This is a genomic window from Streptomyces sp. NPDC007088 (assembly GCF_042869355.1).
In the GTDB taxonomy this organism is placed as follows: domain Bacteria; phylum Actinomycetota; class Actinomycetes; order Streptomycetales; family Streptomycetaceae; genus Streptomyces.
Genome location: NZ_JBIAFO010000015.1, coordinates 1 through 21,254, shown reverse-complemented (window position 1 = coordinate 21,254; position 21,254 = coordinate 1). Strand labels below are relative to the sequence as shown.

15 protein-coding genes, 1 tRNA gene, 1 pseudogene and 1 CRISPR repeat array are annotated in these 21,254 nt (G+C 70.0%); of the genes and pseudogenes, 12 read left to right on the top strand and 5 right to left on the bottom strand.

From position 1 onward, the window contains the following. The first annotated feature begins 263 nt into the window (after window positions 1-263). Window positions 264-515, top strand: coding sequence for a hypothetical protein (locus ACFYMP_RS22705; protein WP_388860590.1), 252 nt, complete (start codon window positions 264-266; stop codon window positions 513-515). A 343-nt stretch (window positions 516-858) separates the two neighbouring features. On the opposite strand, the gene ACFYMP_RS22700 is transcribed toward ACFYMP_RS22705, so the two are convergent. Further along, entirely contained in the window at window positions 859-1,296 is a 438-nt protein-coding gene (locus tag ACFYMP_RS22700) for a MarR family transcriptional regulator (protein ID WP_388860915.1), read from the bottom strand. A 104-nt stretch (window positions 1,297-1,400) separates the two neighbouring features. On the opposite strand from ACFYMP_RS22700, the gene ACFYMP_RS22695 reads away from it, so the two are divergent. Both ACFYMP_RS22695 and ACFYMP_RS22690 read left to right on the top strand, forming a co-directional pair. Next, window positions 1,401-2,222, top strand: a complete 822-nt coding sequence (locus tag ACFYMP_RS22695) for an alpha/beta fold hydrolase (RefSeq protein ID WP_388860587.1) — start codon at window positions 1,401-1,403, stop codon at window positions 2,220-2,222. A gap of 102 nt (window positions 2,223-2,324) precedes the next feature. Further along, window positions 2,325-2,939: a hypothetical protein gene (locus tag ACFYMP_RS22690; protein ID WP_388860584.1), complete on the top strand. Its 615-nt coding sequence runs from the start codon at window positions 2,325-2,327 to the stop codon at window positions 2,937-2,939. Here the strand turns inward: ACFYMP_RS22690 and ACFYMP_RS22685 are convergent. Continuing rightward, window positions 2,904-3,305 (bottom strand): DNA-binding protein, encoded by a 402-nt coding sequence (locus tag ACFYMP_RS22685; RefSeq protein WP_388860581.1) that lies wholly within the window; start codon window positions 3,303-3,305, stop codon window positions 2,904-2,906. The genes ACFYMP_RS22690 and ACFYMP_RS22685 overlap by 36 nt on opposite strands. Then, window positions 3,302-3,550 (bottom strand): hypothetical protein, encoded by a 249-nt coding sequence (locus ACFYMP_RS22680; protein WP_388860578.1) that lies wholly within the window; start codon window positions 3,548-3,550, stop codon window positions 3,302-3,304. Before ACFYMP_RS22680 ends, ACFYMP_RS22685 begins: the two co-directional genes overlap by 4 nt. Before the next feature lie 1,571 nt (window positions 3,551-5,121). Between ACFYMP_RS22680 and casA the strand changes: the two genes are divergently transcribed. From casA to cas2e, 7 genes and pseudogenes are all read left to right on the top strand, one after another. After that, window positions 5,122-9,942, top strand: coding sequence for a type I-E CRISPR-associated protein Cse1/CasA (gene casA, locus ACFYMP_RS22675; protein WP_388860575.1), 4,821 nt, complete (start codon window positions 5,122-5,124; stop codon window positions 9,940-9,942). Beyond that, window positions 9,939-10,634: a type I-E CRISPR-associated protein Cse2/CasB gene (casB, locus tag ACFYMP_RS22670; RefSeq protein WP_388860572.1), complete on the top strand. Its 696-nt coding sequence runs from the start codon at window positions 9,939-9,941 to the stop codon at window positions 10,632-10,634. The genes casA and casB overlap by 4 nt, the downstream gene beginning before the upstream one ends. After that, window positions 10,631-11,881, top strand: a complete 1,251-nt coding sequence (gene cas7e / locus ACFYMP_RS22665; RefSeq protein WP_388860569.1) for a type I-E CRISPR-associated protein Cas7/Cse4/CasC — start codon at window positions 10,631-10,633, stop codon at window positions 11,879-11,881. Before casB ends, cas7e begins: the two co-directional genes overlap by 4 nt. Next, entirely contained in the window at window positions 11,878-12,606 is a 729-nt protein-coding gene (cas5e, locus tag ACFYMP_RS22660) for a type I-E CRISPR-associated protein Cas5/CasD (RefSeq protein ID WP_388860566.1), read from the top strand. Before cas7e ends, cas5e begins: the two co-directional genes overlap by 4 nt. After that, window positions 12,603-13,313, top strand: coding sequence for a type I-E CRISPR-associated protein Cas6/Cse3/CasE (gene cas6e, locus ACFYMP_RS22655; RefSeq protein WP_388860563.1), 711 nt, complete (start codon window positions 12,603-12,605; stop codon window positions 13,311-13,313). Before cas5e ends, cas6e begins: the two co-directional genes overlap by 4 nt. A gap of 3 nt (window positions 13,314-13,316) precedes the next feature. Next, window positions 13,317-14,331, top strand: a pseudogene (gene cas1e / locus ACFYMP_RS22650) (type I-E CRISPR-associated endonuclease Cas1e). Further along, window positions 14,328-14,681 (top strand): type I-E CRISPR-associated endoribonuclease Cas2e, encoded by a 354-nt coding sequence (cas2e, locus tag ACFYMP_RS22645; RefSeq protein WP_388860560.1) that lies wholly within the window; start codon window positions 14,328-14,330, stop codon window positions 14,679-14,681. Before cas1e ends, cas2e begins: the two are co-directional and overlap by 4 nt. A 320-nt stretch (window positions 14,682-15,001) precedes the next feature. Continuing rightward, a CRISPR array of direct repeats spans window positions 15,002-17,886; the repeat unit is 29 nt; unit sequence CCGCTCCCCGCGCGTGCGGGGATGAGCCC. Window positions 17,887-18,054: 168 nt separating this feature from the next. Here the strand turns inward: cas2e and ACFYMP_RS22640 are convergent. Together ACFYMP_RS22640 and ACFYMP_RS22635 are read right to left on the bottom strand one after the other, a co-directional pair. Next, on the bottom strand, window positions 18,055-18,843 hold the full coding sequence (locus tag ACFYMP_RS22640) for a hypothetical protein (RefSeq protein ID WP_388860557.1): 789 nt from the start codon (window positions 18,841-18,843) through the stop codon (window positions 18,055-18,057). Between the two features lie 585 nt (window positions 18,844-19,428). Then, a tRNA-Gly gene (locus ACFYMP_RS22635) sits at window positions 19,429-19,499 on the bottom strand. Window positions 19,500-20,003: 504 nt separating this feature from the next. Here ACFYMP_RS22635 and dcd point away from each other — a divergent pair. Together dcd and ACFYMP_RS22625 are read left to right on the top strand one after the other, a co-directional pair. After that, window positions 20,004-20,579, top strand: a complete 576-nt coding sequence (gene dcd, locus ACFYMP_RS22630; RefSeq protein ID WP_388860554.1) for a dCTP deaminase — start codon at window positions 20,004-20,006, stop codon at window positions 20,577-20,579. Window positions 20,580-20,586: 7 nt separating this feature from the next. After that, a complete protein-coding gene (locus ACFYMP_RS22625; protein WP_388860551.1) occupies window positions 20,587-21,084 on the top strand; it encodes a phosphoribosyltransferase in 498 nt (165 codons plus the stop codon). Window positions 21,085-21,254: the final 170 nt, after the last annotated feature.

Genomic DNA, 21,254 nt, shown 5'->3' with positions numbered 1-21,254 from the left:
GCCAGGAGACGGCAGCCGCACTGGGCACGAGCGTCGCCCCCTCCTGAGAGAGCAGCCCGGCGCGGACGAGCCGCTGAAGCTGGTGCCGATGCAGTCCCCCGGCCCGAGGCGGCGCCACCTGACCGCTTGAGCCCGGCTCCCCGCGGGCGGACAACTCCTCAACCAGCGTGTGAAGTGTGCTGAGCCAGGTCGACCTCGCGCCTGGCAGCACCGGCATACCCGTTGATCGTTCCGCCCAGGCCCGGGGGCGTAAGAGGTTTCCCATGGCCATGCACGCTACGTCCATCGTGGCGGTGATGGAGCGGTCTTTGGAAAAATCCCTGACGGAGATGGCAGGAGTCATCACGCCCATCGGACCGACCCCGGCCTGCGCGGACTGGACCCCGCCGCTCATCGGACGATCGGCGGACCGCGGGGCCGTGGCCGGGCTCGGGCGGCTGAGTGGGAGAGCACCCTTCCTGCCTCCGCCCTCGCCCGGCTTCCTCGTGCCGCCCGACGTGCAGGCTGACGCGTGACGCCTGACGCACTGACGCACTGAGGGCTTGAGGGAACACGAGTGGCACGGCGACCCAGAAAGGTCTGCACACACAGAAGCCCCAGGCGACAAGCCCGGGGCCTTCCATCTGAGCGGGTGACGAGAACCGAACTCGCGCTCCGCGCTTGGGAATCACCCGGCACTTGAGCGATCAGATGGCCTCTGAACTGCGGAAAAGATGTCCGAGGGGGTGGTTCCGGCCGCCCTCGTCGGGTCCGCTACTGGCCGCTGTTCACCGCCCCTGCTGGCACGTTGTGGCACGGCCGCCCGACCGCCGGCGTCCACGATCGGCATCCCGCGGCGTGTCCTCGTCGGTCACCGGCTCAGTCGCCGATCCGTGTGAGGGCCCTCGGGCCGAGATGACCGGCGATGAGGCTCAGCGCGGCCTTGACCTCGTTCAGTCGTTCCGGGTCGTCCAGTGCGCGCGTCAGGACGTCGTCGATGTCCGCAGAGCGTACTTCGGCGACGCGGGGAGAGACGTCCGGGGCGGGGCTGATGAGGGTGCGGCGGCGGTCGGACGGGTCGGCGCGGGTCTCGACCGCCCCTGCCTCGCGCAGGCGTGCGACGCACGCCGAGACCTTGCTCTGGGGGAAGCCGGTCCGCGCGGCGACGTCCTTGACGGGTGTGGCCGGGTGTGCCTTGATGTCGGTCGCGACGATGATCACCGACTGCGCGCTCGTCCCGTGGGCGCCGATGCCCTCGGTGGGGATGGCGGCCTCGCCGAGCTTCATGAGTGTGCGGCCCAGCAGGGCCAGATCCATGCCGTTCACACAGACAAGGTACATCAGGGCCGATGCATCAAAATTGATGTATCAGTTCTGATGGGATAGCGTGGGCTCAACACCTGCCGAACGAAGGACTTCTCATGCTGACCGGCTCGCTGCACGTCGACGGCGCGACCGTCCACTTCGAGCAGCGCGGCGAAGGCCCGCTCCTGTTCATCTCGCAGAGCGGCGAGGGCGACGCCCGCCGCACCACCGATCTCGTCGACGCCCTGGCCGACGACTTCACGGTCCTGACCTACGACCGCCGCGGCCTGTCCCGCAGCGTGCTCAACGACCCCGAGCGGCCCGTCACCATGGCCGACCACGCCGACGACGCCCACCGGCTCCTCGCGCACGTCGCCGACGGCCCGGCACTCATGCTCGGATGCAGCTTCGGCGCCGTCATCGGCCTGCACCTGGCAGCCCATCACGGCGAGCAGCTCGACACCCTGATCGCTCACGAACCCGTCGCCCCCTGGCTGCTCGACTCGGAAGCCGACGCCCACCGTCGCGAACTGGCCGATCTGCAGGCCCTGTTCACCACGGGCGGCCTGGCCGCCGCCCTGCCGGCCATCGCGGCGTCCCTCGGCATCGACCCGGCCAACGCCGACACCGAACCCGATCTGACCCCGCAGCCGATGGACGAACAGCGCCGAGTCAACTTCGCCCACTTCATCACCACCGAGTTCACGGCCCTGCGCGCCGACCCCGGCTGCCGCGACCACCTCGCCACCACCACGACCCGCGTTCTGCCGGCCACCGGGCGCACCACACCGACGACGGTCTTCGACTACCAGGCCGCCCACCGCCTGGGCGACGTGCTCGGCCGGCCGGTCCTCACTTTTCCCGGCGGGCACAACGGCAACACCACCCACCCCCGTGCCTGGGCGACCCAGCTCCGTACCACTCTGCACACGCGCTGACCGGCGGTTCTCCCCGCCACGCTCGGGGCCGTATGTGGAACGCGCCCGACGGATTCAGGCCGGCACCCTCTCCGCGGGCAGGCCCTGGTTCTGCTTCGCCAAGTGCCGGTGGAGGTCACGGACGCCGGGTTCGAGCGCGAGCCGGGCAACGAGGTGTTCGAGCTCGGCGCCGGGCGCGCCGTCGAAAGTGGCCGTGTCGTCCGGACGGCGGCGGACGCGTACCCCGGTGAGCCCGGGGTCGGTGCTGCTCAGGAGCTGGATGAGGAGGGCCCGGATGTGGGGTTCCTCGTGCCGGTCGCGGCCTACGCGGACGACGGCGTGGTTACGGTGTCGGTGTCGCTCTGCGTGGCTCGGCCGATCAGGCGGCCGGCCGGGCGCAGGACGAGGTGGATCGTGAGGGCGCCGAGTGCGCCCAGGACCGCCAGGAGAAGCCGTCCGGAGGCCGCGAGGATGCCGACGTCGGCCGTGCACCCCAGCGTGATCGGGGATCCCAAGTCCCGAGCGGACAAGCGGGAGATCACGCTGCCCGGCTTCGTCCTCCTCGACGTCCGCCGGCATCTGGAGTGGTCCGCGCCGGCCAGTCCTCGGAGAAGGCTTCACGGTGCGGATGGCACGGATGGGGCGCGGGTGGCGGCGGCGCACCAGAACCTGCTGAGGTTCGTGCTCCGGGTGGCCTGGAGGTCAGAGAGGGATGATGCGGACCTGGCTGCCGCATAGCTTGGTCATGTCGTCGCTGTCGGAGGTCAGCAGGGCGACGGGTTTCGGCTGGCGGAGCGCGACCTCGGCGACTGTGGCGTCGATGGCGTACTTGTGCCCGTGCAGTCCGGCGCCTTTCAGAAGCTCAGCCGCCGCTTTCGCCGCCTGCTCGGTGACCGGCTCCACCTTGACGCGGGACAAGGTCCAGCTCAGGCGAGGCATGTTGGTACGGGAGTGGGTTACTTCCACGATGGTGTTCGCCCCGATCACCAGATCGGCTCCCATGTCGTGGAAGACCTGAAGCATGGCGAGGAGCTTGCGGTCCTGCGCGATCCAGGCGGAGAGCCCTTCCGAGTCCAGGACAACGGTTTCGATGCGCTCACTCACGCGGCGTCCGCGTCATGGGAGGAGCCGGCGGCACCGAAGATCTTCGAACGGGCGTCGGCGAGTTCCTCGTCGCTGAAGTGTCCGTGCTCTTCCTCGTGGCGGCGGAGGTCATCGCCCAGCAGCTGGTGCCGGATCTGCCGGGCCACAGCGTCCGCCACGTAGCCGGAGACGTTGTCCGTCAGCTTGCGGAGCTCCGCCACCTGATCGCTGGGGAGCGTGACGGTGATGCGAGTCGTAGAGGACATACGGCAAGCATACTGGAGTATGCGCGGAAGGGATCGCGGTCTACCCTTACCCTCCGCGGCCGAGGCCGCAGGACTCATTCGGCTTTTCGGTCGGCTCCCCCTGCGCCGCCTGGCGCCCGGCCTGACGTATCCGACGGAAGTGGTGGCACACGAATAGCGCGCCGCCTGGGAGAGGTCCACGCAACGACAAAGCCCCAGGCTGCTGACCTGGGGCTTTCCGGGAGCGGGTGACGAGAATCGAACTCGCGCTCTGAGCTTGGGGATCACCCGTACTTCGGGCTGTCCCAGGCTCCTGAGCTGCGGTGATAGCAGATCGTGTGGAACGCGTGGCTGCACGACGACACTGCGGTTGACCGCTGTTGACCGCTCCTACCGGCACGTTGTGGCACGGCTGCATTCCTGAGCGGGCTTCTACATGTGGTTGCTCGTGGGAGCGTGGGGCATTGGTGAGGAGTATTGCTCATAGCGTGCCATGGCTGACGGCCGAGTTGAGCAGGTCGGCCATCCTCTCCTGGGCGCCACTGCGCGTCTGGTTGAGGTGCCCAGGAGCATCGAAGCTCTTTGGGGGCCAGGTCGCTTGGCGGGGTCAACTTGCCAATTGAGCTTCTATGACTTCGGTCGCGGTCCCTCCCCACGGAGCGCCCTGTGACCTGTACTCCCGTGTGTCTACCGGCTCTGTTGTCGCCTCGGAGGCTGGCGAGGTTGCTGGGACGGGAGGCGGCGGCACCTAGTACCTCGGCCCGAGCCCATCAAGGTGTGCAGCGAAGCGATGACGCCCACCCCCACCGTGAGTGCCGCCCCGACGGCTGGGTGTTGCAGAGTGATGTAGGCGATGCCAGCCCCTGCGAGCAGCAGTACGACGGTGCGGATGTCGACTTGACGAAGCATGTGGAGGCACTCCGTGGATGGGGGCCGCACGCGGTTGCGTGTGGCGAAGACGGCTGGGGCGTCGAATGAGTCGACCCCGCAGATTATTTGCAGGGCGCGTGAATAATTGGCTAGCTACTAAAAATACAAACGGATTGCGTGATGTGAGGCTCGGGGGCATCTTTGAGGGTGACCATCCCCGTCGGGGGCTGCCTATTCAGGATTCTATCTCACCTTCAAGGTGGTGAGGCACAGGGGGAAAACAGCAAAGTGCAGGTTTGGCGCGTCTGTAAATATTGTGCGGCCAAGGGGGGTGTATGTTAAAAATATAATCCCCATACTTATGGGGAGCATTTGCGATTCTATGTAAAACCGCAAACTGCAGGGGCTCATCCGAACTATTTCGGGAAGCCATTGCCGCCCCGACTTTCTGTGAGAGGCCGGGGGGGGGGGGGGGGGCACGCCCCTCGCTGTCCATCCGTCTGTGTATCCCGCTAGGGCGGGAAGCATGGGGAAATCTTACGGCTACCCATGCCGTCCAGTGTGCGAGATGGCGGGGGTGCCTGAACGGGGGGCGTGAATCGGAAAGCTCGAATCTAGCAGACAATATGTGAGACTGTTCATTTCTGATAAAAATTGAAAAATTATGATCGTTTTGGGATATCGTGCAGACCCTCCGTCCGATTTCCTGTTCAATGATCGCCGTGCCCGATCACCTCAACTCGACTGCGTCGCCGCTCGGCGGTCGGCTGACCGGTGCCGTCCGTACCGTGTGGGCCAAGCACGACCGGGATACGGCGAAGTGGCTGCCGTTGTGGCGGCACATGGCGGACAGCGCTGCGGTCGCGGGGCTGCTGTGGGATCACTGGTTGCCGCGGAACATCAAGGACTTGATCGCGGAGCCGTTGCCCGGCGGGGCGGCTGACGCGCGGTCCTTGTGCGTGTGGTTGGCGGGAACGCACGACATCGGCAAGGCCACGCCCGCCTTCGCGTGCCAAGTCGACGAACTGGCCGGCGTGATGACCGCAGCCGGGCTTGACATGCGGACCAGCAAGCAGCTCGGTGAAGACCGCCGGATGGCCCCGCACGGGCTCGCGGGGCAGGTCTTGCTTCAGGAGTGGCTGGAGGAGCGGCGCGGCTGGACGCGCAGGGCGTCCGCACAGTTCGCCGTCATGGCGGGGGGGCATCATGGCGTCCCCCCGGACCACATGCAGCTCCACAACCTCGACGCGCATCCGGAACTCCTGCGTACCCAGGGTCCCGCCGAGCCACAGTGGAGGGCCGTGCAGGACGAGTTGCTCGACGCGTGTGCCCTCGCCTTCGGGGTGGAGGAGCGCCTCGACGCATGGCGGACGGTGAAGTTGCCGCAGACCGTTCAGGTGCTGCTCACCGCGACCGTCATCGTTTCCGACTGGATCGCGAGCAATCCGGATCTTTTCCCCTACTTCCCCGAGGATCATCCCCGCCCGGAGGCGGAGCGAGTGGCCGCCGCCTGGCGGGGCCTTCTGCTCCCGGCCCCCTGGGAACCCGCGGAACCGGCGGCTCCCGCCGCTGAGTTCTACGCCTCCCGCTTCGCGCTGCCGCCCGGTGCCGTCGTCCGGCCCGTACAGGAACAGGCCCTCGCCATGGCCCGGGACATGGAGCGGCCGGGGATGCTCATCATCGAGGCGCCGATGGGGGAGGGGAAGACCGAGGCCGCGCTCGCGGTCGCGGAGGTGTTCGCCGCGCGCTCGGGCGCGGGCGGCTGCTACGTGGCCCTGCCGACCATGGCGACGAGCAACGCGATGTTCCCCAGGCTGCTGCGGTGGCTCGACCGCCTCCCCCGCGCGGACGCGAGCGGCGGGCGTGATCACGAGCAGCGCTCCGTGCTGCTGGCCCACGCGAAGTCGGCGTTGCAGGAGGACTACGCCACGCTGATGCGCGAGAGCCACCGCACCATCGCCGCCGTCGATGCGTACGGCGACGGCAGCAGGCCCAGCAAGGGCCGCCGCCCGGCCACGGACGGCGCGCGAAGGAAAGCCCCCACGGAGCTCGTTGCGCACCAGTGGCTGCGCGGTCGGAAGAAGGGCTTGCTCGCCTCATTCGCGGTCGGCACGATCGATCAACTGCTGATGGCGGGCCTCAAGAGCAGGCACTTGGCACTGCGGCACCTCGCGATGGCCGGCAAGGTCGTCGTCATCGACGAAGTCCACGCCTATGACACGTACATGAACGCGTATCTAGATCGTGTGCTGGCGTGGCTGGGCGAGTACCGGGTCCCTGTTGTCGTGCTGTCGGCGACGCTCCCCGCGCGGCGACGCGCCGAACTGGCGGCCGCGTACACCGGGGAGGACGCGAAGACCCTCGCCGAAGCGACCGGCTATCCCCTCCTCACGGCGGTCGTCCCGGGCCGGGAAGCCCTGCAGTACGTCGCTGCCGCGTCCGGGCGCGGCAGCGACGTACTGCTGGAGAAGCTGGATGACGACGACGAAGCGCTCGCCGACAGGCTCGACACAGAACTGGCCGACGGTGGCTGCGCGTTGGTAGTACGGAACACCGTGGACCGGGTGATGGACACGGCCTCGGTCCTGCGTGAGCGGTTCGGGGCCGACCACGTAACCGTGGCCCACGCCCGCTTCGTGGACCTCGACCGCGCGCGCAAGGACGCCGATCTGCTCGCCCGCTTCGGCCCGCCCGACCCCGATGGCGGCTCCCCGCAACGCCCTCGGGACGCGCACATCGTGGTCGCCAGCCAAGTGGCCGAGCAGTCGCTCGATGTCGACTTCGACTTGCTCGTGAGCGATCTGTGTCCCGTGGACCTGCTGCTCCAGCGCATGGGCAGGCTGCACCGGCATCCGCGCGGTCAGGACCAGGAGAGGCGTCCCCCGCGACTGCGGCAAGCACGCTGCCTCGTCACCGGCGTCGACTGGGAGACGGGCCCCGCCCCCGAGCCTGCTCCCGGCTCTGCCGCGATCTACGGCTCGTACGCGCTGCTGCGCAGCCTCGCCGTACTCGCCCCGCACCTCGGGACAGCCGGAGCGGCGGGACGTCCTCTGCGCCTGCCCGAGGACATCAGTCCGCTCGTGCAGTGGGCGTACGGCGAGGAGGACCCGTGCCCGTCCGAGTGGGAGCCGGTGCTCGCACCCGCCCGGGACAAGTACCGCACAGCGCGCGAGCGCCAGAGCCAAAAAGCTGAGGTCTTTCGCCTCGACGAGGTGCGCAAGGCCGGACGTCCTCTCATCGGCTGGATCGACGCCGGTGTCGGAGACGCGGACGACACCCCCGTCGGCCGCGCACAGGTCCGGGACACCCAGGAAGGCCTGGAGGTCCTAGTGGTCGGGCGCCGCGCCGACGGCAGTTTGTGCACCCTGCCTTGGCTGGACGAGGGCAGGGGAGGTCTCGAACTGCCCGTCGACGCCGTGCCCTCGACGCTGGCCGCTCGCGCGGTCGCGGCGAGTGGCCTGCGACTGCCGTACCACTTCACGTCCTCCCCCCGGACGCTGGACCGGACGCTCGCCGAGTTGGAAGAGCTGTACGTCCCCGCCTGGCAGGAGAAGGAGAGCCACTGGATCGCCGGGGAACTGATCCTCGCGCTGGACGAGGAGGGTCGCGCGGCCCTCGCCGGCCATCAGCTCGTGTACCACCCCGAGGAAGGATTGCTCGTGACGAGCGCCGACGCGTGCGCGGACGGGAAGCCGGCCCGCGCGGCGGACGACGGGAAGGCGGCCTGCGCGGAGGGAGATCCGGGCCTTGCCACGGACGGCAAGCAGGCCCGTACGAGAGAGGCAGAGCTGCCTGCGGATCAGCGGACGCGCCAGCCTCCACGCGGCGGGCCGGAGCCCGCCCTACCCTCCTCCGCCCCGCCCCCAGCCCGCCCCTCCTTCGACCTCACCAGCCGGCCTTGGCTGCCCGTCCTCCTGAAGGACGGCTCCGAGCGTGAACTGTCCCTGCCGGAGGTGTTCGACCAGGCGCGGGACATCCGCCGGCTCGTCGGCGACCTGCCGACGCAGGACTTCGCGCTGACGCGGATGCTGCTCGCGTTCCTGTACGACGCCCTCTCCGAGTCGGGCGGGGACATGGCACCCGCCGACATGGACGCGTGGGAGGAGCTGTGGCTTTCGCAGTCCGCCTACGCCGCCCCCGTGGCCGCCTATCTGCACCGGTACCGCGAGCGCTTGGACCTGCTCCACCCCGAGTACCCGTTCTTCCAGACCCCGGGGCTCCGCACGGCGAAGGACGAGGTCTTCTCGCTCAACCGCCTCGTCGCCGACGTGCCGAACGGGGACCCCTTCTTCAGCATGCGCAGGCCCGGCGTCGACCGGCTCGGCTTCGCTGAGGCGGCCCGGTGGCTCGTCCACGCGCAGGCGTACGACACCTCCGGCATCAAAACCGGCGCGGTGGGCGACCCCCGGGTAAAGGCGGGCAAGGGGTATCCCCAGGGCCCGGCATGGGCGGGAAATCTGGGCGGTGTCCTGCTCGAAGGCGACAACCTCCACGAGACGCTGCTGCTCAACCTGATCGCGGCCGACACCTCGGGGGTGCACGCGGCCGAAGCCGACCGCCCCGCCTGGCGAGCGGATCCGAGCGGCCCCGCCCCGGCCCCGGACCTCGGCCAGCGCCCGTACGGCTTGCGCGACCTCTACACCTGGCAGTCCCGCCGCATCCGGCTGCACCACGACGCGGACGGCGTGCACGGCGTGGTCCTCGCGTACGGCGACAGCCTCGAACCGCACAACCGGCACGGGCACGAGCCGATGACGAGCTGGCGGCGCAGCCCGGCCCAGGAGAAGAAGCGCCAGGAGAGCCTCGTCTACCTGCCGAGGGAGCACGATCCATCGCGCATGGCGTGGCGCGGCATGGACGGGCTGCTCGCCGGCCGCGAGACCGGCAGCGCGCAAGGGCCGGACGGCGCGGACCGGCTGGCTCCGAAGGTGGTCCAGTGGGCCGCGCAACTCACCACCGAAGGGCTGCTCCCACGGGGCTACCTGATCCGGACTCGTGTCATCGGTGCGCGCTACGGGACACAGCAATCGGTGATCGACGAGGTCGTGGACGACGGAGTGCTGATGCCCGCCGTCCTGCTGCACGAGACGGACCGGCGCTACGGGGACAAGGCCGTGGACGCCCTGCACGACGCCGAGAAGGCGGTCGGCGCCCTCGCCCAGCTCGCCGCCGACCTCGCCCTCGCTGCCGGCACCGACCCGGAGCCGGGCAGGAACACCGCCCGTGACCTGGGGTTCGGGACCCTCGACACGCACTACCGCCGCTGGCTGCGCGAGCTGGGCGGCACCTCCGACCCGGAGGAACACCGCGACCGCTGGAAACAGGAGGTCCGCCGACTCGTCACGGAGCTGGGCGAGCGCCTGCTCGACGGGGCCGGGCCGGCGGCCTGGGAAGGGCGCCTCGTGGAGACCGGCAAGGGCACGCGCTGGCTCAACGACGCCGCCGCCGAGCTGCGCTTCCGTACCCGCCTCCGCGAGTTCCTGACCACCGTCCCCGACACACCCACCTCCCCCCAGCCCGCTCCCGTGGAGTCGCCCGCATGACCTCTTCGCCCCCCGCTACGTCCGCCGGCGCGCGCCCGGCTCCCCGTCTCAGTCCGGTGGGCAGCGCCGTGCACCAGCACATCAGGGCGCTGCAAAGCCGATACCTCCAGGACGAGAGCGACGCCGTGGCCGCCCTGGCCCGGCTCCGCCGGGGCGTGGGCCGGGCCCCCGGTGATGTGCCCGACCTGTGGGGCCTCACCGGCACCGAACCGCTCTACGAGCGCTACGCGCAGGGCGAGTTCAGCGAGGAGGAGTTCCTGCGTGCCGAGGAGGCGGCGCACACGGCCGTCACGCTGTGGTCGCTGCACCAGCAGTCCCACCACGTCTCGCGGATGCACCGCAGGCCCGGCCCCGAACTCGGTACGGCGGTACGGCGGCTCGCCCCCGCAGCGGCGATCGACGAGCCGACGCGCAGGCGTTTCGTCCGCGCGGGGACGTCCGCCACTCCGGTGGTGCTGGCCACGCGGCTGCGCGAACTCGTGCTGCTCCTGCGCCGGGAGGAAATCCCGCTCGACTACGGGCTGCTCGCCGACCAGCTCCACCAGTGGACGCTCCCGGGCGGCGCGCAGGGCGTGCGCCGCTCGTGGGGACGTTCCTACCTCGTACTCGCCAAGCCCGCGACGCCCGCGGCCAACGCCGGCGCGGACCACCAGCCGCTCGACCCGACCACGACGGAGGACGACACCCCGTGACCCGCACCATCATCGACGTACACGTGCTGCAAACGGTGCCGCCGAGTAACCTCAACCGCGACGACACCGGCGCTCCGAAAAGCGCTTTCTACGGTGGTGTGCGCCGCGCCCGGGTCAGCAGCCAGGCGTGGAAACGGGCGACGAGGCAAGCGTTCAACGCACTCCTCGACCCGCGGGAACTCGGCGTGCGCACCCGTCAGGTGCCGGGCCTGCTTGCCTCCCGCATCACGGCGCTGGACTCTTCGCTCAGTGAGGAGTCGGCAATGAGCCTGGCCGTGGAGACGCTGTCCGCCGCGACCGGCTCGAAGTTCCCGATCCCGCTCCGCAAGGCCGAGAAGGCGAAGAAGAACGATCTGCCGGAGCCGCAGCCGGAATCCACGTACCTGATGTTCCTCAGCCGACGGCAACTCGACGGGCTCGCGGAGCACGCGGTCAAGGGCGCCGCCGACATCAAGGCGTTCTTCAAGGTCAAGGCGAACAAGGAGATGGCGAAGAAGATCGCTGACACCCGGCACTCGGTGGACATCGCCCTGTTCGGCCGCATGGTCGCCGACTCCACGGACCTCAACGTCGACGCGGCGGCGCAGGTCGCCCACGCCCTCAGCGTGCACGCGGTGGAGAACGAATCGGACTACTTCACGGCGGTGGATGACGAGAACAAGGATGCGGAGGACTCCGGCGCGGGAATGATCGGCACCGTCGAGTTCAACTCGGCGACGCTCTACCGCTACGCCGCTGTCGACGTGGACCGGCTGCGGGAGAACCTCGGTACGGGCGTACGTCCCGACGAGGGCAAGGACCAGCCGGTCCACCGCGCCGTGGATGCCTTCCTGCGTGCCTTCGTCCAGTCCATGCCCACGGGCAAGTCCAACACCTTCGCCAACCAGACGCTCCCTGACGCGGTGATCGTCACCCTCCGCTCGGCCCGCCCCATCAGCTTCGTCGGCGCGTTCGAGGAGCCGGTCATCGCTCCCCTCGGCACCGGCGGACACCTGCGCGGCGCGTGCGCCCAACTGGGCGGCTACGTATCGGGCATCGAGAAGGCGTACGGGGTGAGCGGGGACCCGAGCTGGGTACTCAGGGCAGGCGCCGCCACCGAACCGCTCGCCGCGCTCGGGACCGCCGTGGGCCTGGAGGAACTGGTCCGCGAGGTGGGGGAGGCCGTCGCGGCGCGCCTGCCCGGCAGTACGCCCGAGGCCGACGTGCCGGAAGCCCGTACGCCCGAAGCCCGGACGGCTCCGGCGTGAACCGGCGTACGAGCGTCCTGACCCTGTGCCTCGCGGGCCCCCTCCAAGCGTGGGGAACCTCATCACGGTTCGTACGGCGTTCGACGGAGCGGGCCCCCACCAAGAGCGGTGTCATCGGACTCCTCGCCGCCGCCCAGGGCCGCGAGCGCGACGCAGACCTCTCCGATCTCGCCGCCCTCCGCTTTGCCGTCCGGCTCGACCAGCCGGGCACCCGCGTACGCGACTTCCAGACCGCGCGCCACATCGACACGGACGCGAGCATGCCGGTGTCGGAACGCTTCTACCTGTCCGACGCGGTCTTCGTCGCCGCCGTGCAAGGAGCCGCCGACCTCGTGGACGAATTGCTGGCGGCCGTCCGCGCGCCGGTGTTCCTGCCGTTCCTGGGCCGTCGCTCCTGCCCGCCGTCCCGGCCGGTCGATCTGCGCGTCCACCGTGGGGACCTCGCGGCGGCGCTGCGGTCCGAGCCCTGGCAGGCATCCCTCCGCTGGCAGCGGCGCTATCCGAGGGACCGCCGCGTCGAACTGGAGATGATCGGCGACCTCGCAGCGGACGGCGATCCCGGTGAGAGGCAGCGCGACCAGCCGCTCAGTTTCGATCCGCGCCACCGCAGGTACGGGCTGCGCGAGGTCCGTACGGCCGTGGTTTCCCTCCCCCACCCCCTGGGCTCCACGCGCCGCTCCTTCGTCCCGCCCTCCCATGACCCGATGAGCCTCCTGGAAGGATGACCGTGTACCTGACCCGCTTCCGCCTCAACCCCGCGCGCGTCGGCGCGCGGCGGCTCCTCGGATCGCCGCAAAGCCTGCACGCGGCGGTCCTGGCGTCCTTCGCGGAGCCGCCGCGGCAGCGGCCGGACGGTTCGCGGGTGCTGTGGCGGGTGGACCAGCAGGCGCGCAGCGAGGTGGTGCTCTACGTCGTCAGCCCGGACGAGCCCGACCTCACCCACCTCGTCGAGCAGGCGGGGTGGCCGACGACGGGGGGCTGGCAGACAAGGCCGTACGCCACGTTCCTCGACCGGATCACCGCCGACGACGTCTGGTCCTTCCGGCTCACCGCCAACCCCGTGCACAGCATCCGGCGCGTCCCCGCCGAGCCGACCAAGCGCACCGCACACGTGACCGCGCGCCATCAGGTGGAGTGGCTGCTCAACCGGCAGCAGGACGCGGGCTTCGCGGTCCTGGAGAAGCCGGAGCCGCGCGAGGACCTGCCCCCGACCGACGCCTACGAGGTCATCGCGCACAGCCGCAAGGACCTGATGTTCCAGAAACGCGGCGAGAAGGACACCCGCGCGCATCAGGTGAAACTGACCCGGGTCACCTTCGACGGCCGCCTTCGTGTACTCGACCCCGCGGTCTTCCGCCGCACCCTCACCTCGGGCTTGGGCAAGGCCAAGGCGTACGGCTGCGGGCTCATGACCCTGGCGCGAACGGAGTAGTTAATGGCCACTGTCAGCAAGCGTCCCGCCTCCGGTCCGCGACAGCTCACCCGCGTCGGTGAGCGGCTGTCCTTCGTCTACCTGGAACGCTGCACCGTCCACCGCGACGCCAACGCCCTCACCGCCGAGGACGCGGAGGGCGTACGCCACATCCCGTCCGCGACGATCGGTTGCCTGCTGCTCGGCCCCGGTACCCGGATCACCCACCAGGCCATGGCCGTTCTGGGGGAGTGCGGTGCCGTGGTGGTGTGGGTCGGTGAGCACGGCGTGCGCTTCTACGCCGGTGGGCGGGCGCTGAACCGTTCCTCGGCGCTCCTGGAGGCCCAGGCCAGCGCCTGGGCGAACCAGCGCACCCGACTCGATGTCGCCAGGGCCATGTATCGCCTCCGCTTCCCGGACGAGGACCCGGCCGGATGCACCCGCCGCCAGCTCCTCGGCCGGGAGGGGGACCGTGTGAAGCGGTGCTACGCAGAACAGGCGGCCCGGACCGGCGTCCCGTGGCACGGCCGGCGGTATACACCTGGGGACTTCAACTCCGGCGACGCGCCCAACCAGGCCGTGACCGCAGCCGCGCAGTGCATGTACGGCATCGCCCAGGCCGTCGTGACGGCCCTGGGGTGCACACCGGGTCTCGGCTTCGTCCACTCCGGCCACGAACTCTCCTTCGTACTGGACGTGGCCGACTTCTATAAGACGGACATCGGCATCCCTGTGGCCTTCGAGGTGGCCGCGGAGGGCCCCGAGGAGATCGGCTCCCGCACCCGACGAGCAACTGCGGGACCGCATCAACTCAACCCGACTGCTCGACCGCTGTGTACGGGACATCCAGGCACTCCTCGCGCCCGCGGGTACCGGTCATCCGGAGGGACGTGATCACGTCACCTTGCACTCCGACCGGGGCGCCGAGATGGCAGCCGGCCGCAACTACGGAGATCAGGTGGCAGCCGGAGACGCCACCTTCGGCGCGCAGGACGTCTGGGCGCAGGACGGCTTGGTGCGTGACGGAGTCATCTGGTGACCGTCATCGTCCTCACCCACTGCCCGGTAGGTCTGCGCGGCCTGCTCACCCGCTGGTTGCTGGAAATCTCGCCCGGCGTCTTCCTGGGCAACCCATCCGCCCGCATCCGCGACTTCCTGTGGGACGAGGTCCGGCAGTACGCCGGCCAAGGCCGCGCGCTGCTCGCTTACTCCACCGACTCCGAACAGGGCTACGCCTTCCGCACTCACGACCACAAGTGGCATCCGGTCGATCACGAGGGCCTGACCCTCATCTTCCGCCCTTCGGGTCGCTTTGTGCCTGCTCCAGCGTCCGTTTCCAAGGGGTGGAGCAAAGCGTCCAAGCGCCGTCGATTCGGCAACAAGACGTAGCTGACACAACCGATCACAACTCTTCGCCGGTGGCCACAGGCCCGAAGCATGCGCGCGGCAGCGCCTGATGGCATCGGAGGACCTGCGCGCCGCAACGGCCCGTGTATGGCACCTGGCGTCACGCCCACGTCGGGAGGAACGGAACGAGGCGTCAGTATCGGTGAGCGGAGTGCACCGGGCAGGTGGCTCGACGCGCGTGCCTCGCGTACGGCCGGTGGACATGCTCCGGGGCCCGAAAGTCCCGTTAGCTTCATATGTCCGTTTCTCTCATCCTTGCTCAACGAGGCACCGCACCTTGATAAAAGCCCAGCTCACAAAGACCGCTCCCCGCGCGTGCGGGGATGAGCCCAGGCGGGGGCGACGGCCGCCGAGTACGACAAGCCGCTCCCCGCGCGTGCGGGGATGAGCCCTGGAGCACCTTCAACCCGCAGCAGCAGGCGAACCGCTCCCCGCGCGTGCGGGGATGAGCCCGCGGCGGCCGCCTGGCCGGACCCGCTCGGCGTCCGCTCCCCGCGCGTGCGGGGATGAGCCCCTCTACCCGTGGTGGACCGGCGGCCGGGAGATCCGCTCCCCGCGCGTGCGGGGATGAGCCCCACCTGGACCCCGCGCTCCGGGAACTGCGGGCCCGCTCCCCGCGCGTGCGGGGATGAGCCAGCGCATAAGGCACACACGTCAGGGCTGACGGTCCGCTCCCCGCGCGTGCGGGGATGAGCCGGCCGCTCTGACCGACCAGTGGGGGCTGCCCGTCCGCTCCCCGCGCGTGCGGGGATGAGCCCTCGGAGCCGGTCCTTCAAGAGCCGGAAGCCGCCCGCTCCCCGCGCGTGCGGGGATGAGCCCCGCGGTGCTCTGTTCGGCGGCGCCCATCACGACCGCTCCCCGCGCGTGCGGGGATGAGCCCACCAACACCGACAAGAGCGTTGACCGGGGCCTCCGCTCCCCGCGCGTGCGGGGATGAGCCCCGTCGGAGTAGGCGCCGTCGGGTGATCCCGAACCGCTCCCCGCGCGTGCGGGGATGAGCCCGGATGGCGCGCCGAGATGCTCGACCGCGCCTCCCGCTCCCCGCGCGTGCGGGGATGAGCCCAGGGTTCCTGCACGTGGGCGGCTTCCTCGACGCCGCTCCCCGCGCGTGCGGGGATGAGCCCGGTGCGGCGGTGCGCGGCCAGGCCAGTGCCCCCCGCTCCCCGCGCGTGCGGGGATGAGCCACTCGGCGTCGGCCTGAGCCCCCTTGCGGGCAGCCGCTCCCCGCGCGTGCGGGGATGAGCCCAATGTGTATCTCGGCCCGCCCGGCTTTACTCTCCGCTCCCCGCGCGTGCGGGGATGAGCCCACCGCTCCCTAACCTGCGGGCAGACAGACGGACCGCTCCCCGCGCGTGCGGGGATGAGCCTCCGCGGGTGCTCGTATTGTGCTGCGTCTGCCGCCGCTCCCCGCGCGTGCGGGGATGAGCCCGATCTGGGCGTAGTGCTCCGCCGAGGCCACCGCCGCTCCCCGCGCGTGCGGGGATGAGCCCTTCATGCGCATTACCTCGGCCTGGTCGGCGAGCCGCTCCCCGCGCGTGCGGGGATGAGCCCCAGCACCCCGACCGTGAGCACGGTCGCGCTGACCGCTCCCCGCGCGTGCGGGGATGAGCCCGACACCGGCCTCCAGGCCGACCGGCACCGCATCCGCTCCCCGCGCGTGCGGGGATGAGCCCTGCCGATGCCGGGCGTCGCGATGCTCCGCAGCCCGCTCCCCGCGCGTGCGGGGATGAGCCCGATCTGCCCCCCGACGCCGTCCACACCGGGTGCCGCTCCCCGCGCGTGCGGGGATGAGCCCCCCAAGCCCTACACAGGCCCGCGCGCGATGCACCGCTCCCCGCGCGTGCGGGGATGAGCCCCCCTCCGCACCGGCCGGCCAGATCGAGGACCTCCGCTCCCCGCGCGTGCGGGGATGAGCCCAAGCTGGAGAAGGCCGGGAAGATCCACCGGATCCGCTCCCCGCGCGTGCGGGGATGAGCCCCTCATGCACTCTGCGTGGGGGAGGGGCGGTACCCGCTCCCCGCGCGTGCGGGGATGAGCCCACCGGCCCCGACAGCCGACGCTGGGCCGCCCGCCGCTCCCCGCGCGTGCGGGGATGAGCCCGCGGCCTGGAGCGCCCCGAGGCGCTGCCCGCGCGTGCGGGGATGAGCCCTCGACGACCTGCCCTTCCCCATCGACTGGGCGCCGCTCCCCGCGCGTGCGGGGATGAGCCCGAATTTCCGCGCGACGTCGAACGCCTGGTCATCCGCTCCCCGCGCGTGCGGGGATGAGCCCTCATGACGGCCGGGGGCACCCGGTGGGCAGAGCCGCTCCCCGCGCGTGCGGGGATGAGCCCACGCGAGAGGGGGTGAGGGTCTGCCGGATGCCCCGCTCCCCGCGCGTGCGGGGATGAGCCTCCTGGTCTCGACGGGCGACCTCGAGGCGACAACCACTCCCCGCGCGTGCGGGGATGAGCCCACTCGGCCTGGCAGGTGCCGAGCCCAGCGCGACCGCTCCCCGCGCGTGCGGGGATGAGCCCTTCGAGGTCGAGGACGGCGAGCCGATGGCCGCCCGCTCCCCGCGCGTGCGGGGATGAGCCCGTCACCACATGGTGCAGATCAGGGTCATGACGCCGCTCCCCGCGCCTGCGGGGATGAGCCCCTCGATCCAGTGAGCCACATCGACGGACTGCACCGCTCCCCGCGCCTGCGGGGATGAGCCCACGGCCACGATCGGGGTTGTGACCAGGGTGGGCCGCTCCCCGCGCCTGCGGGGATGAGCCCCCGAACGGCTACCTGCACAAGCTCTTGGGCAACCGCTCCCCGCGCCTGCGGGGATGAGCCCCAACTTGCATCACAACTACAAGTTGAACTGTGCCGCTCCCCGCGCGTGCGGGGATGAGCCCCGTAGCGCACTTCGGTTTTGGGGGGTAGTGTGCCGCTCCCCGCGCGTGCGGGGATGAGCCCGCCCCGAGTAACGGCGTTACGCGTAACGCGGACCGCTCCCCGCGCGTGCGGGGATGAGCCCCACCCCGACTACGACGAGTCCTGGCGGCCCTGCCGCTCCCCGCCGCGTGCGGGGTTGAGCCCGCGTCGTGGGAGTCGAACCTCAAGAAGATCGGCCGCTCCCCGCGCGTGCGGGGATGAGCCCTCCTTTCCGGGGACGGTGGCCAAGAGGGCGGCCCGCTCCCCGCGTGTGCGGGGATGAGCCCGAGATTGCCCCCTCCGCTTCTCGGCCTCGGCCTGTCCTGCAGGTGGCCCGCAGCGTTACAGCAGCGGTGGTGGCTCATCATTGAGTTGGCTGACGAGAAGTTGGCGCGCTGCATCGTGTCCGTCGAACAGCACGTGGTGCCGTTGTCTCTCTTCGTCTCGCGCTCCCGCTACTCGCCCGCAACTTCCTGCTGCCCCGCCCACTCCGGGTCGAGAGTACGGGTCGCGCCTTTCGGCCACGAGTCGAGGCTGGCTCCGACGAGGCGATCCACCCCGCTTTCCCTGCGGTACGCGATGCTCTGCCACTGCTCGGTGACCTCGTGCGCCGCGATTCTCTTGGCAGCGAACGGCGCGAGGAAGGGACGCCTGGCGATGTGGTGACGGCCAGGACGCAGCGACTGCACGTAGGCGTGACACGCCCAGCGGTCAAGCAGATGAAGCGCAGTGACGGCGATCAGCAGACGCGGCGCGACCAGTAATCCCTCCAGGACGGCCTCACGCAGGATCGGGAGATGTGGCTTGGCGAAACTCCAGAGGGCGAACAGAGCCGCAGCGAGAAGGAGAGCCGGGACGAGCCCGTTGGAGCCCCAGCGCAAAATCGTCCGGCAGACTCGCCCGGCGAAGAACTGGCACAGCAACACGGCGGCGAGAATCGCTGCCATCCCACTTGGGTGGGAGCCTCCGAGGTAGACCAGCGTTGCCAGCAGCAGCGTGCCCCGGAGACGACGCTGCCGTCGTGCCGCAACGCTGTGCGTGAGCACTGGCGCCAGGCTGAACCCGAAGGACGGTGCCGGCCGCTTGCGCGCGTACAGCACGTTCGTCAGGGCCCACTGCGCGAGGGTCTCGCCAGTGAACTCGTCCAGAGCCCGGATGGGACGCGGCGGCCTGCCTTGAATCTTGTCCTGCCAACGTCCCAGCCAGTCCTGCGCCTGCCGGATGCGGTTCACCCGCTCGTGCACAGAGCAAGCCATCCCTCGGATGACCGAGTTATTGCTCGGTGCGTCGTCACGTTTCGCGTACTCGGTCCGGGCGGCGCGTTGCCCGGGCACGTAAGCAATGGGCTTTCCGGTCCCGGTGTCCACAGGAATACCGGGGAAGGCGTCCGCTCTATGCGGGCCGCTGTGGTGCTCGCCGCTTCTGTGCGGCGCTACCGCTCACCACGACAGCAGCGGCATACGCAACCTCCCCCGAGGACGCTTCTTTCGAGAGCCACACCTTGAGGCATGTGGCCCCCGCTTTGCTGGCGCATGCTCCTGTCTGGCTCAGAAGCATCTCAGCGTCGGCCGACACGCGGCGATTCCTCGGCACCTTGAAAGTGGGCGGTGTACGTGCTCCCGCGTGCTGATGACATGGTTGGTTCGACGCAGTGGCCCGGTGTCGCGTGCGCTGCCTTTCGGAGCCCTACCCGGGGTGGCCTCCATGGGCCGAGAACGGCGCCGAGGCGTCCCTACGGCTGGAGATGGGGCACGCGGAGGGCACGCCGCCCATAAAGAGGTCTAGACAACAAGAAGGGCCCCGGTCGTTGACCTGGGCCCTCTTCGAAGAGCGGGTGACGAGAATCGAACTCGCGCTCTGAGCTTGGGAAGCTCATGTTCTACCATTAAACTACACCCGCATGATCGACACTCAGTGCGGCCGAGGAGGGTTGGCCGGTGACTGAGGTTCGTCGGAGGTTACTTTACCCCATCGTTCGCCCCCGGTGCTGCCGCCGGGGGTTTTGTGTGGGGTGGGTGGGGTGGTGCGGGCTGTGGGGGGCTGGGAGTTGGGGCGTAGGGTGCGGCCGTTGGGAGCGGGGGAGTGCCGCGTACGGAGCGCCCGGTGTGTGTCGTAATGTGGCTTTCGTCCGCAGCAGGTACGGCTCGTGGGAAGGGACCCGACGCTCGATGGAGCACACCGTCGTCCGATGTGCCGAGGGGCATGTTTTCAGTACCGCCTCGTTCCCGATGCAGCAGCTCGGGGTCGACCGGATCGGGCCCGGACGTCTTGTCCGCTGTCCTCGGTGTGCCCGGTTGCGGCACGCCGTGCCGGTGGAGTCCGGGAAGCGCTGAACCGTGGCGGCCCGTCCTCGGGGAGTGCCCGGATTCATGGGGCTCCCCGGGCGGGCCGTATCCTCGTCGGCGTGCTTCTCTCTGACAAGGACATCCGGGCCGAGATCGATGCCGGGCGCGTCCGCATCGAGCCCTATGACGAATCGATGGTGCAGCCATCGAGTATCGATGTGCGTCTCGACCGGTATTTCCGGGTGTTCGAGAACCATCGGTACCCCCACATCGACCCCTCCGTGGAACAAGCCGATCTGACCCGGCAGGTGTCGCCGGAGGGCGACGAGCCGTTCATTCTGCACCCCGGGGAATTCGTGCTGGCCTCGACTTTCGAGGTCGTGACGCTGCCCGACAATCTCGCCTCGCGGCTGGAGGGGAAGAGTTCGCTGGGCCGGCTCGGGCTGGTCACGCATTCCACCGCCGGGTTCATCGACCCCGGATTCTCCGGGCACGTCACTCTTGAGCTGTCGAATCTCGCGACGCTGCCGATCAAGCTGTGGCCGGGTATGAAGATCGGCCAGCTGTGCATGTTCCAGCTCAGCTCGCCCGCCGAGTTCCCCTACGGTTCGGACCGCTACGGGTCGCGCTACCAGGGCCAGCGCGGGCCGACCGCGTCCCGTTCCTATCTCAACTTCCACCGGACCGAGGTGTGATCCCCCGATGAGCGCGAAGCGGGAAGAGCTTTCCTACGAGCGGTTCGGTGTCGCTGTCAGGGAGTTGGCGCAGACCGTCGCCGACGACGGGTTCGAGCCGGACATAGTCCTCTCCATCGCGCGGGGCGGGGTGTTCGTGGCCGGCGGACTCGCCTACGCGCTCGACGTGAAGAACATTCACCTCGTCAACGTGGAGTTCTACACCGGAGTCGGTACGACGCTGGAGATGCCGGTCATGCTGGCGCCGGTGCCGAACGCCATCGATTTCTCCAACAAGAAGGTCCTCATCGCCGACGATGTCGCCGACACGGGGAAGACGCTGAAGCTCGTGCACGATTTCTGTGTCGAGCAGGTCGCCGACGTGCGCAGCGCCGTCATTTACGAGAAGTCGCAGTCGCTCGTGAAATGCGAGTACGTGTGGAAGCGCACCGACGACTGGATCAATTTCCCGTGGTCCGTGCAGCCGCCCGTCGTGCGGCGTGCGGGGCAGGTCCGCGACGCCTGAGCGCCTCGAGCCGGCCGCCTCTGCCCGAGGACCTGAGACGAACGGCGTGGGGGGGGGGCGGCGGGGGGGGCCCGGGGCCCCCCCCCCCGGGGGGGCGCCCCCCCGCGGGGGGGGGCCCCCGCCCCACCCCCCCCCACCGCCCCCCCCTCGTTTGAAAGGCTCCCGGGGAC

What these genes read in the sequence shown, in the direction of transcription:
- ACFYMP_RS22700 (WP_388860915.1), bottom strand. Translation starts at nt 1,296, where the DNA reads ATGGATCTGGCCCTGCTGGGCCGCACACTCATGAAGCTCGGCGAGGCC.
- cas6e (WP_388860563.1), top strand. Translation starts at nt 12,603, where the DNA reads ATGACCGTGTACCTGACCCGCTTCCGCCTCAACCCCGCGCGCGTCGGC.
- casB (WP_388860572.1), top strand. Translation starts at nt 9,939, where the DNA reads ATGACCTCTTCGCCCCCCGCTACGTCCGCCGGCGCGCGCCCGGCTCCC.
- ACFYMP_RS22695 (WP_388860587.1), top strand. Translation starts at nt 1,401, where the DNA reads ATGCTGACCGGCTCGCTGCACGTCGACGGCGCGACCGTCCACTTCGAG.
- ACFYMP_RS22705 (WP_388860590.1), top strand. Translation starts at nt 264, where the DNA reads ATGGCCATGCACGCTACGTCCATCGTGGCGGTGATGGAGCGGTCTTTG.
- ACFYMP_RS22625 (WP_388860551.1), top strand. Translation starts at nt 20,587, where the DNA reads ATGAGCGCGAAGCGGGAAGAGCTTTCCTACGAGCGGTTCGGTGTCGCT.
- ACFYMP_RS22680 (WP_388860578.1), bottom strand. Translation starts at nt 3,550, where the DNA reads ATGTCCTCTACGACTCGCATCACCGTCACGCTCCCCAGCGATCAGGTG.